Below are 14,564 nucleotides of genomic sequence, written 5' to 3'. Positions count from 1 at the left end.
AGGTTGGTCGGGCCGGGGACGACGGTCGCCTCTGACGAGCGCCAGTCTTCGGCCCTCGCACACGCGCCGAAGTGACGACCGCGGCGAGGTCCCCGCCGCGAGCCTCCGCCCTCGTCGGCGGGTGGAGAAGCCCATCACCCTGGCCGGCCGCAGCCGCGAAGCCCAGACGCCGCGCGGACGCCTCCTCGCTGCGCGCCAGTGCACGACGCAGCCCGGCTCGTAGATCCGCATAGCCCGCGGACGCGGTTGTCCTGCCGGCCTCGTTCGGGACCGGCGGCTTCCGACTTGCCACGCCCCGACCAACAAGCAGTCGCGAATCGTCGCAGTGCGCGGCATGAGCGATACGGCGCCTTGTGACACGGCCCGCTCAGGTGCCGGCCCGCGGTCACGGACCATCGCGCCGCCCAGGGTCGGTACGCATCAGCCAGGTCACCGTTCGGCTGACGTCCGAGAGCGAGACGATTCCGGCGAGCCTGCCGTCATCCACGACCAGGACCCGGTGCTCGGCGCCCGGCTCCATGCGCGGCAGCAGATCCGCCAGCGGGCTGTCCGGCCCGACCACGGTGGTCTGCGACAGTGGCATCATCACCTCCCTCACCGTCACGGGGCGGTCCTCGGCCTGCGGCACCTTTCTGGCGCTGTCGAGAGTCACCAGCCCGACCGGGACCCCGTCGTCGATCACCGGGAACGCCGAGTGCCGGTAGCGGTAGCGCGCGCTGGTGAGGAAGTCCGTGACCGTGGTGTCCGCGGGAACCGTGAGAGGTTCGGGCGTCATGGCGTCCCGGACGGGGACACCGGCGAGCACCCCGCGCAGCTGGGCCTGCCGTCCCTCGGCGGTGGCGGCCGCGATGAGGAACCAGCCGATCAGCGTCAGCCACAGACCGCCGAACGCGCCGGTCCGCATGAACGCGATCAGCCCGAGGACCACCAGCAGCCACCCGAGGACCCTCCCCGCCGCGGTCGCGCCGGCTGTCGCCCGCAGCCGGTCCCCCGTGCGCCACCACAGGAACGCGCGCAGCAGCCTGCCGCCGTCGAGCGGGGCGGCGGGCAGCGAGTTGAAGATCGCGAGCAGCACGTTGATGCCTGCCAGCCACGCCACCATCTCCACCACGATCCCGGACGCGGACACCAGGTCGAGCAGCCAGGCACCGAGTGCGAAGAGCCCGCCCAGCAGGAGGCTGACGAGGGGGCCGACGCCGGCGATCCTCAGCTCCGCGCCGGGGCTGGACGCCTCGGTCCTGAGCCGGGCCGCTCCGCCCAGCAGCCACAGCACGATGTCGTCCACTTCGACGCCGTTGCGCCGGGCCACGACGGCGTGCGCCAGCTCATGTGCGAGCAGGGAGGCGAAGAAGACCAGGGCGGTACAGAGGCCGGCCGCCCAGTACAGCGCCCAGGCCCGCCCCGGATGCGTCTCCGGGAGGCGGCCCTGCGACAGGCCGAACGCGATGATGCCGAAGATGAGCAGCACGCTCCAGTGCACGCCGATCCGGACTCCTGCGATCCGTCCCAGAACGAACGTCGCCCTCATAGCGCTCTCCCCTGCTCGAGCCGTCACCCGAAAGACAGCCGTCCCACTCCGGCCACCGCTCCGTCTCACCGCCGCCCGTCTCACCGCCGCCCGTCTCACCGCCGCCCGCCGTACCGCCGGCCGCCGTACCGCCGCCCGCCGTACCGCCGGCCGCCGTACCGCCGCCCGCCGTACCGCCGGCCGCCGTACCGTCGTCCGACGCGAGCGCACAGATCCCGATCCCCCTGGTAGTGCAACGGATCGGCGCGAAGGAAACACCACCACCTGTGGGAAGGAGTTCCGGGTCACGGGCTCGGACCCCGCCGGCTCATCGGGATTGATGCACTGTGCGCGCACCACGTCGTCGTTGACAGCGCTCGCCTCGGACCTCTCGCTGAGCGCATCCTCCTGACCTCCAGTACACCCTCGAGCCGACGGCTTCGCGCGCCGGAGGGGCCTGGAGACATGGAGGGCACTTCAGGGTGCGACCGCCTCCGTCCGGTCGCGGTACCGCCGGGCATGCCCTCAACCGGCATGCCGGACAGGTCGGTTCCTGGACTGTGAGACGTGGTCCGGCCCAACGAGGAGGTCGAGGCGCTCCTTCAGGAGTACGCGGATCTCATCGCCATCACCGGAGGAGAGGCGTTCAAGGCGCGCGCCTGCGAAAAGGCCGACCGCTCGATCGGCGGCCATCCCGCCGATGTCGAATGCCGTCAGGACCCCGCCCAGACTGCCGTCCTCCTCCAGCACCGGGAGCGCGTCGACTGAACCGCCCCGGGTCTTTGATGGAGACATCAAAGACCCGGAAGGATCCCGATCATTGCTGCACCCCGGAAGTACTCCGACGAGCTGCGTGAGCGTGCGACACGGATGGCCGTCGAGGCCCGCAAGGACCCTGCGGCACGCAATGGCGCCGGGAAGCGCATCGCCGACCAGCTCGATGTCCACCCCGAGGCGTTGAGGACCTGGGTCAAGCGCGCCGAGACCGACGAGGGCCTGCAGCCCGGGACGACGAGCCAGGACGCGGCCCGGATCGCTGAACTCAAGCGTGAAGTCAAGGAGTTGAGGCGAGCCAACTCGATCCTGAAGTCCGCGTCGGCTTTCTTCGCGGCGGAGCTGGACCGTCCACTGCGATGAAGGTCGCCTACATCGACCAGTACAAAGAGGAATTCGGCGTCCAGCCGATCTGCGCGGCACTGAAGGACACCGACGCCGAGATCGCGCCGAGCACCTAAACCTGCGGAGATGTTGGCCGCAGGGTGGCCGGCCGGGAAACAATTCCTCCGTGGTTCTCACGTGGTCACGGGTTTTCCCGACCTCATGTGCGCTGAATCCGTTCCGCCGAAGGGCCTGGTGACCACGCCGTGACGCAGGGTCAGTTGCCGCCGCTCAGCGGGGCGACGGACCGGGCCAGACGGCCGAGGCGTCGTCGCGGTCGGGGGCGGGAAGGCGGATCGGGCGGACGGGGATCGTGCGGGTACGTCCTTCAGCGAAGGCTGTCCACGTGGCGGGGTGGCCTGAATAGCACAGAGTGGTCAGGGCGAAAACACCGTCGGCGTAGACCTCGACGTACTCCCCGATAGCGAGGATCCGCAGGCTCGCGGCGGGCTCGGTCAGGACGGTCTCGCCGAGCCGAGCGCCGTCCGGGCCGGTCATCCACAGGTTCTTGCCGTCACAGCCGACGGTGAGGGCGGGCTGTCCGCCTTCGTCGGTACGGGTGCGCAGGGTGATCTCGACGGGCCCGGATATACCGAGGCCGCCGACCGCGTGCAGGACGGGCACGTCGGTCTCCTTGCCGAGCCACGCGTCCAGACCGGGCCACCACTCCAGGCGCGGTGCTCCGTCCGCGGGAACGACCAGGCGCTTCGGCTGGGCCAGCATGCCGCGGCAGCGGTCACCGGTGTCGGTGAGGCCGACCTGACGGGGCGTGGTGTGCAGCACGACGCGGGAGCCGTCGGGGGCGGAGATGATCCGGGGGGCGTAGGAACCGGTCGGACCGAGTGGGCCGCGCCGGGTCCAGGGGCCCCGCAGGCTGGGAGCGGTCCACGACTCGAAGCCGCGGGTCGCGCCGATGGAGCCGAGCAGGAGCCAGCTGCCGTCGTCGAGGCGTTCCAGGACCGGGCACTCCAGTTCGTCGACGTCGCCGGGTGAGATGAGCGGCGGGTGGACGGTCCAGTGCTCCAGGTCGTCGGAGGTGGCCCAGGCGACGCATCCGCCGGCCTCGACCGGGAGGGAGGCGTCGCTGGCGCAGACGACCATCACCCAGCAGTCCGACTCGTCGTCGCGTACAACGAAGGGGTCGCGCCAGGCCATCTGTTCGCCGGTGCGGTACCAGCGCGAGTCCGCCTCGACGACCGGTGCGGTGCCGTGGCGTTGCCAGCCGGTGCCGTCGGTGCGGTCGGAGTACGCCAGCCCGACCGACTGCAACGGCCAGCCGCCTGCCGTCAGTCCGCTCACGCCCGTGTAGAACATCGCCATTCCGTCGCCGTGCCGGACGGGGTGCATGGTCCACACCGCCTGCTGGTCGAAGCGGCCGGGCAGGCCGACCCCGAAGGCGGTGCCCTGCGGCTGCCAGTCGACCAGGTCGGTGGAGGTGGCCCGGCCGTAGGAGGTCTCCATCCGCAGGTGGTCGAACTCGGCTGTCCAGGGCCCCTGCAGGTGCAGCACCGTGTACGTGCCGTCCTCGTCCCGCAGCAGGGCGAAGTCGTTCACGCAGAGGCCGGGCGGGGCGTATCGCATGCGCAGTTCCTGTCGGCTCACAGCGCTCAAACGCATGCGCTGACCATCGATAAAAACGGACTCTCTTTGGAATCATCCCAAGTAAATATGAGCGCAAACGCTTGCGCAACAAGATGGGCGGGTTTACGGTCACGTCACCCCACAGCTCACACCGACGTGAAACCAACGGGAGGAACTGCGCCGTGACGGCCAGCATCAACGACGTCGCTCAGGCGGTCGGCGTCTCCGCGTCCACCGTGTCCCGCGCCCTGCGCGGCCGGCAGGGCGTGTCCGACGAGGTACGGGACCGGATCGCGGCCGCCGCCGCCCAGCTCGGCTACACCGCGTCCCGTTCCGCTTCCAGCCTGGCCAGCGGCCGCACCTACACCATCGGGGTGCTGGTCCCCTATGTGGGCCGCTGGTTCTTCGGCACCGTGCTGGACGCGGCCGAGAAGGTGTTCAGCGCCGCCGGGTACGACGTGCTGCTGTACAACCTGGGCTCGCCGGAAACGCGCAAGCGTTTCTTCACGAGGCTGCCGGTCCGCAAGCGAGTGGACGCGGTGCTGTCCCTCCTCATTCCTGACGATGAGGAGTCGGCCGCGCTGCGCTCACTGGGGGTGCCGTTGGCCACCACGGTCGGCGGCACCCGGCCCGGGTTCACCGTCGTCGGGATAGACGACCGGGCCGGCACCGAGAGCGCCGTACGGCATCTGGTGAACCTCGGCCACCGCCGCATCGGCATGATCAGCGGGTCCAGCGGGCCGCTGCACTGGACCACCCCCATCGAGCGCCGCAACGCCTACCTGGACGTCCTGGCCGACGCCGGGATCGAGCACGATGCGGCCCTGGAGGCGGACGGTGACTACACCGTCGACGGCGGCGAGCGGGCCATGACCGAACTGCTGGCCGCCTCCCGCCCGCCGACCGCTGTGTTCGCGCAGTCCGACGAGATGGCGATGGGCGCGCTGCGCGCCCTGCGCCGCCACCGGCTGAAGGTCCCGGACGACGTGTCCGTCGTCGGCTTCGACGACCACGAACTCGCCGACGTGGTCGGCCTGACCACCGTTGCCCAGCCAGTCGCCGAGCAGGGCGCCGAGGCCGCGCGGCTCCTGCTGCGCCAGCTCGACGAACCCGACACCGAACCCGCAGGGCATGTCCGGATGCCCATCCGCCTCGTCCTGCGCGAGACCACCGCCCCGCCCCGTCCGCGCGGACCTCACTGACACCCCTCGAGCCCCACACCCCCACGCCTCGAAAGCACTCCCGCACCTCGAACCCTCGCCACAGCACGGAGACATAAACCATGAGTTCGACCAGCAGAAGGTACCGCCGCACAGCCTGTACGGGCCTGGCTCTCGCCCTGCCCCTGGCGGCACTGGCCGCCTGCGGCGGGGGCGGCGGCACCGACGCGTCCGCGGAGGGCGGCAGCGGCAAGGGCACCATCAGTGTCTGGGCCCACCAGAGCCAGAAGAGCGAGGACGCCGCCGTGCAGGCCGCGGTGAAGTCCTTCAACTCCTCGCAGAGCGACATCAAGGTCGAGCTGAAGCTGATACCCGGCAACGACTACACCAAGACAATCACCGCCACCAGCGCCTCCGAACTGCCGGACGTGATGGAGTTCGACGGCCCGACCATGGCGAACTTCGTCTACAACAAGAAGCTCGCCCCCATCGACGACCACGTCTCCGCCAAGACGATGGCCAACGCCACCGACGCGAGCAAGTCCCAGGGCGAGATCGGCGGCAAGCACTACGGCCTGGGCATGTACGACTCCGGCCTCGGGATCTACGGCAACAAGAAGCTGCTGGACGCGGCCGGCGTGAAGTACCCGACCAGCCTGTCCGACGGCTGGACCGCGGAGCAGTTCACGGACGCGCTCAAGACGCTGAAGGCCAAGGACTCCGACGGCAAGACCCTCGACATCCAGGAGAACAACGGTCTCGCCACCGAGTGGGGCGCCTACGGCTTCGCCCCCGTCGTCTGGTCGGCCGGAGGCTCGCTGCTCAAGGACGGCAAGGCGGAGGGCGCCCTCGACACTCCGGCGGCGGTCTCGGCGCTGAAGACCGTCCAGTCCTGGAAGACGTACGTCGACCCCAACACCGACGGCAACGCCTTCGCCAAGGGCCGCGTCGCCCTGAGCTGGGTCGGCCACTGGATGTACCCCACCTACAGCAAGGCCCTCGGTGACGACCTCGTCGTCCTGCCGCTGCCCGACTTCGGCAACGGCCCCAAGACCGGCCAGGGATCCTGGGCCTGGGGCATCGGCGCCGACACCAAGAACGCCAAGGCCGCCGGCGCCTTCATGGACTACCTCCTCAACGACACCAACGTCACCGCGATGACGACGGCCAACGGCGCCCCGCCCGCCACCAAGACGGCGCTCGCCGCGTCCCCCCTGTACAAGCAGAGCGGCCCGCTCCAGCTCTTCGCCGACCAGCTCGCCAAGCCCTGCGGCGACAGCGACATCACCAAGTCCTGCGTCGCCGTCACGCGCCCGGTGACCGCCGGATACCCCACCATCACCGCCAAGTTCAGCGAGGCCCTCAACTCGGTCTACGGAGGCGCCGACCCGAAGAGCGCCCTGTCCAAGGCCGCCCGCGCCATCGACCAGGACTTCTCCGACAACGCCGGCTACGAGATCCCGTAGGACCATCGGCCGGGGGCGGGCCCGCGCACGCCGTGCCCGCCCCCGCCGGGAACAGGACCCATCCGTGACATCCGCAGAACCGGCACACGCCGCGCCCCACGCCCGGGAGAAGGCCCCACCCGTGACCGCCGAAAAGCCCGCGCGTCCGGCGCGTCCGGCGCGCCCCGTGCGCAAGAACCGCGACTGGCTGCACGGACTGCTCATGTCCACGCCTGCCGTCGCCGGACTCGTCGCCTTCGTCGGCGTCCCGTTCGGCTACGCCGTCGTCCTCTCCTTCTACAACGTCCGCCTCGGCTCTCCGCTCGCGCCGGCCTTCTTCGGCCTGGAGCAGTACCGCCGACTGTTCACCGACCCCGACCTGTCCGGCCCGTTCCTGCGGGCCCTGCTGAACAACCTGACCTTCGCCGTGGTCGTCGTCCCCGTGCAGACGGCGCTGGCACTCGGGCTGGCGATCCTGCTCAACCGCAAGCTCAAGGCGATCGGCCTGTTCCGGTCCCTCTTCTTCATGCCGGTCGTCTTCCCGATGGCGCTGGTCGCCGTGATCTGGCGGCTCATCCTCGCCCGCAGCGACCAGGGCATGCTCAACTCCGCGCTGCACGCGGTGAGTTTCGGCAACTGGGGCGCCTTCGACTGGCTCGGCGACTCCGCCACCGCGATGGCCTCGATCATCGTGCTGTCCGTCTGGCAGGGAGTCGGCTTCCAGATGGTCATCCTACTCGCCGGCCTCCAGCAGATCCCGGGCGAGCTCTACGAAGCCGCCGAACTCGACCGCGCGAGCCGCTGGCAGCAGTTCCGCCACGTCACCCTGCCCGGCATCCGCGGAACCCTCGTCTTCGTCGCCATGCTCACCTCGGTGCTCTCCTTCCGGGTCTTCGACCAGGTGTACGTCCTCGTCAAGGGCGGCGGCCTCAACGAGGACGCCGCCCGCACCGTGATGTACCAGGCCGTCACCACCGCCTTCGACCAGAACAACGTCGGCCAGGCGTCCGCGATCACCGTCGTCTTCTTCCTGATCGTCGTCGTCCTGACCCTCATCCAGCGCCGCGTCGTCCGGCCCGACAACGAGGACTGAGGACTGACCATGAGCATCCACACGGGCCTCACCCGCACACCCCTGCGCCGCTTCCTCGACTACGCCGTCCTGAGCGTGCTGGCCTTCATCTTCGCGCTGCCGGTGATCTACCTGTTCATGGGCAGCCTCAAGCCGTCCGACGAAGTCCTGAACGGCCTGTCCGGCTTCCTCCCGACCCACCTGTCCTTCGACAACTACACGGCCGTCCTCGACAGCCTCAACTCCGACAGCACCGGCTACTTCTGGCGCTTCATGGGCATCTCGCTGCTGCTGTCGTTCGTCGTGGTGACGGGCGGCCTGTTCATCAACTCGATGGCGGCGTACGGCCTGTCACGGCTGAAGTGGCGTGGCCGGAACGCCGTCTTCACCCTCGTCCTGCTGCTGCTGCTGGTCCCGTTCGAGTCGGTGGCCGTCCCGCTCTTCTACATGTTCAACGACCAGCGCAACACGCTGTTCATCCAGGCGATCCCGTTCATCGCCAACGCCTTCTCGGTCTACCAGTTCCACACGTTCTTCCGCTCGATCCCGCCGAGTATCGAGGAAGCCGCCCGTCTCGACGGCGCGGGCCCCTGGCGCACCTTCTTCGCGATCATCGTCCCGATGTCGAAGCCGGCCTTCGCGTCCGTGGCGATCCTGACCTTCCTCATCCAGTGGGGCTCCTTCCTCTGGCCGGTCCTGATGGTCTCCGACCCCTCGGTACGCCCGCTGCCGCTGGAGATGAGCGTCTTCCAGGCCCAGCTGCCCCCGGACTGGGGCCAGATTCTCGCCTTCGGCGTCCTGCTCGTCCTGCCCGTCCTGATCGTCTTCGCCTTCTTCCAGCGCTGGTTCGTCCAGGGTGTCGCCAGCTCAGCCGTCAAGGGCTGAGCCGCTTCCCGAGTTCCCGAGAGGTACTGCTGTTGTGGACCACCCACCGCCAACGCCCCGGCGGCCGCCTCTGCGAGCGAGGGCCTGCTGCCGTTCCTGTGCGACGCGGTCCTCACCCTGTGCGCGCCGAGTCCGGCGATCTCCCGCGCGGACGGGCGGCTCGACGGGGGTGCCGCCGGTTTCTACCACGGTGACCGCAGGGCGTCGGCCCAGCTGACCGTCGCAACCGAAGGCATCACCCTCGCTCCGGTCGACGGCGGGCCGAGGGGAGCGAACCGGGCGGAATTCCGGTCGCTCCTGCGGGGCCTCGACGAGGTGGCGGTGGACCCGGCCCGCGCCCTGCACCGCCGCCGAACCGTCACGGCCGTACGACACCGCGATCGCCCTTCACGGCCTGACCGGGGCAGGCTTCCCCGACGCCGCCGCATCACCGGCAGAGGGCCTACTGACAGCGTCGACGGCATTCGACGCCCGCCTGCCCGAACTCTTCGCCGGCCACGGCAGGGAGGCGGGCCCGTACCCAGCCCCCTACCCGGCGTCCTGCCGACCCCAGGCGTGGGCAGCCGCTCCTCGGTCCTGGTACTGCGCTCGGTCCTCGGCCTGGATGCGGACGTCCCGGCCGGCACGGTCACCGTGGCCCCCACCTTCGCCGGGAGACACGCCCCGCTGACGGTGACGGGGCTCCAAGTCGGCGGCGGGCGGCTGGACGTCACGCTGACGGCGGACGGCTCGGTGGAGGTGACGGCCCCGGAGGGACTGGCAGTGGTGACAACCTGGGGGAGTCACGCCACCGCGTAGAGCCGGGACGACGCCTCCGGCTTTCCTCGCATCAGGCCGGCAGCGTGCTCAGTGCCGGTCGCGCCACGCTCGGGCCACGGCCGCGGCGGCATCCGCGGCCCGCTGTTCGATCTCAGCGGACACTCCCCGCTCGCCGAGCACGAAGAGCCGGCCCTTGGTGAGATGGGTGGTCGTCTTCCACCCCAGACGTGCGCCCGGCCTTCCGAGCGGCACGCCGGACGCGTCCTTGAGCTCACCCACTGCCATATGTGTGCTGCAAGCGCAGAGACCCTCCCGTCCGCCGGACGGAAGGGCCTCTGACCAGGTGTTTCTCTGTGCCCCCGGCAGGATTCGAACCTGCGACACCCGCTTTAGGAGTTTTCCCTGGGCAGGGCTGTGACCTGCGAAAACGTCGGTCTTGGGGTGTCTGGCCTGGGAAAACACCCCTCCGTGGTTCTCGTATGTTCGTGGGGTTTCCCGGCCTCATGTGTGCTGAATCTGTTCCAGCGGGGGCTGCCCGTGACGACTGCCGGCCTGCCCTGGTCGCTCACCGCGTTCACGGTCGAAGGCTTGTCGGCGCGAGCCTTCGGCGTGAAGTGCTACCCGGTAGCACCGGGTGCTACCGTGGTCGGTATGAGCGTTCAGCCCGAAATCACCCAGCGGGATCTGCGCAACCGGTCCCGAGAGATCATGGACGCCATACAGGGCGGCCAGTCGTTCACCGTCACCCGTGACGGACACCCGATCGGTGAGCTCGTTCCTCTGCGGCGACGCCGTCGGTTCGTCTCCCGCCAGGAGTTCGCCGCGATGTCCAGGACCGCCCCCGACATCGACCTCGACACCTTCCGCGCCGACCAGGACGCCACGGCCGACACCTACCCGGACGATCCCTATGCCCGCTGACCGCTCGACGTACGCGCAGGGACTCCTCGACACCAACATCATGATTCTGCGCCGGTGGGTGGCCCCCGAGGAACTACCGGACGAAATGGCGATCACCGCCATCACCCTGGCCGAGTTGTCCGCCGGCCCGCACGAGGTCCGTCGCAACGACGAACAGAGCGGCTACGACGAACACGCCGAACGCGCCCGCAGGCTCGACGTCCTGCAACGCGCCGAGAACGAGTTCGACCCCATCCCCTTCGACGCCGACGCGGCCCGTATTTACGGCCGCATCTGCGCCGCGGTGATCAGCGCGGGCCGCAAGCCGCGTCGCCGGGTGGCCGACTTGATGATCGCCGCCATCGCCGTGGCCGAGGACCTTCCCCTCTTCACCACCAACCCCGACGACTTCAAAGGGCTGGACGACCTCCTCACCGTCGTACCGGTCACCCGCCCGAGGGTGCCCCACGACGGCTGACGCCGGGGCGCGCCGTGTGGGTGGGGGCTCAACGGACTTCGTGGTGCGAGCGTGGCACGGACGAGATCATGCCGTAGGGCCGGTTCGGAGGATCAAGCCCTTCGAGCCGGCCCTTACTTCTGTGCCCCCGGCAGGATTCGAACCTGCGACACCCGCTTGAGGAGTGGGATCGAATCCTTGACCGGTGGTGTTCTTTTGTGCCGGGTGCTGCTGTCCGTGCAGGTCAGCAGCACCCGGCCTGACGCCCGGCCTTGCTTCCTGACAGTGGGTGCCGCTCCGTCCGCTCACGCATCCAGAGCTCTGACCAGCAGTGTCGGCGCCCCTCCTGACGCGACGCCTCATCTGCCGGACACAGCAGACGGCCGGTGCGGCTGCTTTCCGACACCCGGCAGTATGGGCGCCGTCACTCATTTCTCACGAGCATGCACGACCGCCTGCGTGGTGGAAGGGTGTCCGGGCCAGGAGCGGGGCTTCTTCCGCTCGGGCTCTTCCCCTTGTGCCCAAGGGGTCCGGATCTCTCGACAGGCGGCCGTCACCGTCGGCGAGCGGCGGAGTTCGGGTGCATGCCGTCCTGCTGGCGGTGCGGGAACGCGCGGTCGTAGGCGATACCGAGGGCGATGGCGACGGCCGCCAAAGTCACCGACCCCAAAGGGGTCCAGGTTCAGCGACCGCCGACAACTCCGGGCGCGGGTGACTGGCCGGATGTCGTGTGACCACACGATCTGGGAGCCACATGTCTGTCGCGGGAAGCTCACGCGCGGCACACGTGGCGCGTGTCAGGCTGGGGTGATGCAGCCGTGCAGGAACGCCGGAAATTCCTCCTGCACTCTTTGGCCCCGTGGGGACGACGGTATTGCCGGAGCTCGGGCCGATGGGTAGGGCGTGGGGTCATGGATGCGCGGGAGACCCGGTCTTGGAGTGTCGGTGCGCGGGCAGTCGGGCGCGGCAGCTCAGCCGCATCGTCCCTCAGCGCCGTGGACGGCTGTTCGAGATCGTTCTCCTCGACCCGAGGCAAGCAGAGATCGGGCGGTTGCGCTTCCGGTTCTGCCCGCAGTGCCGTACGGGACGAATCCTGGACGTCTGGGTCAGCGATAACTGACAGCGGCAGGGACTGGGGCGCGAAGCCCTTCACTCCCTGCTCACGACCTATCCCGGCCACCGGACGGAAAGTTTGTGGACGGTCCTCCTGCACGGCGATGAGCCGGGAGACGTTCACGGACTTTCCGTCCGGTGGCCCGCTGTGCCGGCATCTTCGAGGCTGGTTCCGCCGACTCACCCATGGTGTGTTCGGTCGGTGACGTGCACGATGCGCACTTGCGCCTGGCGGGTGCCTTCGCTTGGCCGTCTCTTGCAGTCTGCGGTGACCGAAGCGCGAACAGCCCGGCGAAGAAGGCAAGCGTGGGCACGCGATCCTGCGTGGCTGACCACTCCGTGGGCGTCGGCCGAGACGACGAGCCTGGGGGCCGGGCGATGGTGTGTACGCAGAAAGTGTCTTCCTGCTGGAACGACAGAAGCCTTGGACAAGCCCGGCCGCCCCAGGTCAGGAGGTACATTCGCTGTTTTGTTCAAGACCGGACGCCGCTCAGGCGAAACGGCCGGGCTCTGATGCGCTCACCCGGGCGGTTCGGTCCCCGCCGCGTCGGGTGGGGTCGGTACGACACCCGGGAGCGGGGCCATCACCCACCGCGCCTTCTCCCAGATGATGGTCTCGGTGACGCGGACGGGTCGGCGCTTGACACCTGCGGTGCCGGACACGTCCACTTTCCATACGCCCTCGAAGTCAGAGGTGCGCGTCCACCGGACGTCCCAGTCCTGTCCGCCGTACGCCTTGATCCGGGCGCGGGCGTCCTTGGAGCCCTGGGGATGGGCGTCGAGCAGCCCGGCCAGCCCGCCCTCGTCCGAGCGGTTGAGGAACCGTACGTAGTCGTGCAGGAAACGGTCCTGGTCCGCCAGGTCGGGTTTCGCGGACGCAGAGCCGTCCCCGCCGCCGCATGCGGTGAGCGCTATCGCGCAGAGCACCGCCATGAGCAGCCCGGCGCGACGCCGCCACGAGCGGTGTCCGCTTCCGTCAGGTGCGGAAGGCGTAGTAGGTCGCGCGCGGGTACTGCGCCACAAGGCTCTTCACCGACTTCCGGTAGGTGTTGGTCGAGTGGTAGGTGAGGTAGGGCACTCCGCCGCTCTTGTACGTGGTGATCATGGAGTGGTCCTTGGACCTGTTGCCGCTGAAGTCCATCTGGAGGATGTCCCCGATCCCCAGCTTGTACACGTTGTCCAGGTTGTAGGCCCGGTCGCTGTGCAGAGCGAAGGACGCCCAGTAGTTGACGTTGATCCAGGACGTCGTCTGGTTCGAGGAGTTGTACCACCAGTTCTTGTAGCTCTTGTACCAACCTGTGTCGTTTTTCCAGCCGCCGGCCCGCAGCGCCTGGCTGATGAAGTTCGTGCAGTCGCCCCCGACGTCGTTGAACTTGCGGTAGTTGGTGTTGTAGTTCTTCCAGTACTTCTCCGCGTACTTCGCCATGGCGGTGTAGTTGTAGCTCGCGGTGGCGCTGACCTTGGCCTGGGCCTGGACGGTGGGCTGGGTGGTGCCCGCCTGGCTCTCCTGGGGCGCGGGGCCGTCGGTTTCAGGCTCGCCGCCCTCGTCGATCGGGTCCTCGGCCATGCCGGTGAACGTGGGCCCGCTGTCCCCGGCGGTTTCCGCCACCGAGTTGACCGCGGCCGGCCCTTCCTCGTCGAGAGGCGTGAATCCGGTCAGCTCCCACGTGCCGTCCGGCGCGGCGACGAAGGTCAGCTCGTGCCTGGCCTGAAAGCCGGTGGTCGGCGGCTCGTCGCCCTGGATCTTCTTGTACGTGAGCATCGTCGTCTCGGTGACCTGGGCAGTCGCCCGGTCGCCGGTCACCCGCACCCTGTCCACGTCGATCTCGGTCTCGGCCGCCGTGTACGCCTCGTCCAGGTCGGCGAGTCGCGCCCTGCGGTCACGCAGTACCTCGGTCGCCGTGTCCTCCGTGCGGGCCAGACTGCTGGTGACGTGCACGCCGCCCTTCAGTGGCAACACCGCGCCGGCACGGCGGGTGGCCTGAGATCCGTCCAGGAGCGCGGAGGTCCGTCTGGTCAGTACGGCATCCGCGAGAGCGGCGAAGTCATGGGTGGTCTCGGCATCCACGGTGCGGGCCGCCTCCGCCGTGGCCTGGGCGGCTGCGCTGTCCGTGGCATGAGCGGTCGCGGCGGGCGGCAGTGCGGCCAGCAGCGTCGCGCCCAAGGCCAGCGCCGTGGCACGTCTGTAGCTCCCGTTCCTCATGAACTTCCCCCAACTCAGGCCTTTGACAGGCTGGTTGAAGGCATCCTGTCACCTCCAGTCACGTGCAGCGAGGTCTTTTCGTACACGCGTTCCCGGGTATCCGGGTTCCGTTTCGGGCTCCGGGCCCCTCTCGGAGCGCCAGGTGATCAGAGTGGCGTCGAGGTTCAGAGGCGAGGCCGGGCAGCACGCGTCCCGCGGCCAGGTCAGCGGGTATGCCCTCACTGAAGTTCCCCCCGGGTCCTGGACAGCGGGTGTTTACGATGCGAACTGCGGGCGGGGTGATCGCTGTGGCCTGCCCGATGAGCTGAAGCGGAGCTTCCCGAG

General features: G+C 69.2%; 13 protein-coding genes, 1 pseudogene and 1 other annotated feature. Of the genes and pseudogenes, 9 read left to right on the top strand and 5 right to left on the bottom strand.

Annotation, left to right across the window (positions count from 1 at the left end; all coding sequences use genetic code 11):
* Positions 1-385 precede the first annotated feature (385 nt).
* Entirely contained in the window at positions 386-1,528 is a 1,143-nt protein-coding gene (locus V4Y04_RS15650; protein WP_332428553.1) for a site-2 protease family protein, read from the bottom strand.
* Between the two features lie 546 nt (positions 1,529-2,074).
* Between V4Y04_RS15650 and V4Y04_RS15645 the strand changes: the two are divergent.
* Positions 2,075-2,212: pseudogene (locus V4Y04_RS15645) on the top strand (helix-hairpin-helix domain-containing protein); the annotation flags it as partial.
* A 105-nt stretch (positions 2,213-2,317) separates the two neighbouring features.
* On the top strand, positions 2,318-2,644 hold the full coding sequence (locus tag V4Y04_RS15640; protein ID WP_332432859.1) for a transposase: 327 nt from the start codon (positions 2,318-2,320) through the stop codon (positions 2,642-2,644).
* Positions 2,605-2,733, top strand: a sequence feature (AL1L pseudoknot). (Overlaps the previous gene by 40 nt.)
* Before the next feature lie 163 nt (positions 2,734-2,896).
* Here V4Y04_RS15640 and V4Y04_RS15635 read toward each other — a convergent pair.
* Positions 2,897-4,282: a mucin-1 gene (locus V4Y04_RS15635; RefSeq protein WP_332428550.1), complete on the bottom strand. Its 1,386-nt coding sequence runs from the start codon at positions 4,280-4,282 to the stop codon at positions 2,897-2,899.
* A 146-nt stretch (positions 4,283-4,428) separates the two neighbouring features.
* Here V4Y04_RS15635 and V4Y04_RS15630 point away from each other — a divergent pair, with 146 nt between their 5' ends.
* The 5 genes from V4Y04_RS15630 to V4Y04_RS15610 all read left to right on the top strand — a co-directional run bounded on the left by V4Y04_RS15630 (position 4,429) and on the right by V4Y04_RS15610 (position 9,606).
* A complete protein-coding gene (locus tag V4Y04_RS15630) occupies positions 4,429-5,448 on the top strand; it encodes a LacI family DNA-binding transcriptional regulator (RefSeq protein WP_332428548.1) in 1,020 nt (339 codons plus the stop codon).
* Positions 5,449-5,528: 80 nt separating this feature from the next.
* Positions 5,529-6,872 carry an ABC transporter substrate-binding protein gene (locus tag V4Y04_RS15625; RefSeq protein ID WP_332428546.1) on the top strand — a complete coding sequence of 448 codons (1,344 nt, stop codon included), beginning with the start codon at positions 5,529-5,531 and terminating at the stop codon, positions 6,870-6,872.
* A gap of 64 nt (positions 6,873-6,936) precedes the next feature.
* Entirely contained in the window at positions 6,937-7,944 is a 1,008-nt protein-coding gene (locus V4Y04_RS15620; protein ID WP_332428545.1) for a carbohydrate ABC transporter permease, read from the top strand.
* A 9-nt stretch (positions 7,945-7,953) separates the two neighbouring features.
* The gene (locus V4Y04_RS15615) at positions 7,954-8,808 is read left to right on the top strand and encodes a carbohydrate ABC transporter permease (protein WP_332428544.1); all 855 of its coding nucleotides are present in this window, start codon (positions 7,954-7,956) and stop codon (positions 8,806-8,808) included.
* 555 nt (positions 8,809-9,363) lie between these two features.
* Positions 9,364-9,606, top strand: a complete 243-nt coding sequence (locus V4Y04_RS15610) for a hypothetical protein (RefSeq protein WP_332428542.1) — start codon at positions 9,364-9,366, stop codon at positions 9,604-9,606.
* Between the two features lie 48 nt (positions 9,607-9,654).
* Here the strand turns inward: V4Y04_RS15610 and V4Y04_RS15605 are convergent, their stop codons facing one another.
* Positions 9,655-9,852 (bottom strand): hypothetical protein, encoded by a 198-nt coding sequence (locus V4Y04_RS15605; RefSeq protein WP_332428541.1) that lies wholly within the window; start codon positions 9,850-9,852, stop codon positions 9,655-9,657.
* Positions 9,853-10,218: 366 nt separating this feature from the next.
* Between V4Y04_RS15605 and V4Y04_RS15600 the strand changes: the two genes are divergently transcribed.
* Together V4Y04_RS15600 and V4Y04_RS15595 are read left to right on the top strand one after the other, a co-directional pair.
* On the top strand, positions 10,219-10,488 hold the full coding sequence (locus V4Y04_RS15600; RefSeq protein ID WP_332428540.1) for a type II toxin-antitoxin system Phd/YefM family antitoxin: 270 nt from the start codon (positions 10,219-10,221) through the stop codon (positions 10,486-10,488).
* A complete protein-coding gene (locus V4Y04_RS15595) occupies positions 10,478-10,945 on the top strand; it encodes a type II toxin-antitoxin system VapC family toxin (RefSeq protein ID WP_332428539.1) in 468 nt (155 codons plus the stop codon). The genes V4Y04_RS15600 and V4Y04_RS15595 overlap by 11 nt, the downstream gene beginning before the upstream one ends.
* Positions 10,946-12,556: 1,611 nt before the next feature.
* On the opposite strand, the gene V4Y04_RS15590 is transcribed toward V4Y04_RS15595, so the two are convergent.
* Positions 12,557-12,964, bottom strand: coding sequence for a hypothetical protein (locus tag V4Y04_RS15590; RefSeq protein ID WP_332428537.1), 408 nt, complete (start codon positions 12,962-12,964; stop codon positions 12,557-12,559).
* 49 nt (positions 12,965-13,013) lie between these two features.
* Positions 13,014-14,240 carry an amidase domain-containing protein gene (locus V4Y04_RS15585; protein ID WP_332428536.1) on the bottom strand — a complete coding sequence of 409 codons (1,227 nt, stop codon included), beginning with the start codon at positions 14,238-14,240 and terminating at the stop codon, positions 13,014-13,016.
* Positions 14,241-14,564 lie beyond the last annotated feature (324 nt).

The sequence above is a fragment of the Streptomyces sp. P9-A2 genome (genome assembly GCF_036634175.1).
GTDB lineage: Bacteria > Actinomycetota > Actinomycetes > Streptomycetales > Streptomycetaceae > Streptomyces > Streptomyces pratens.
Note: the sequence above shows the minus strand (reverse complement) of the source record. Positions and strands in the feature narration are given on the sequence as shown.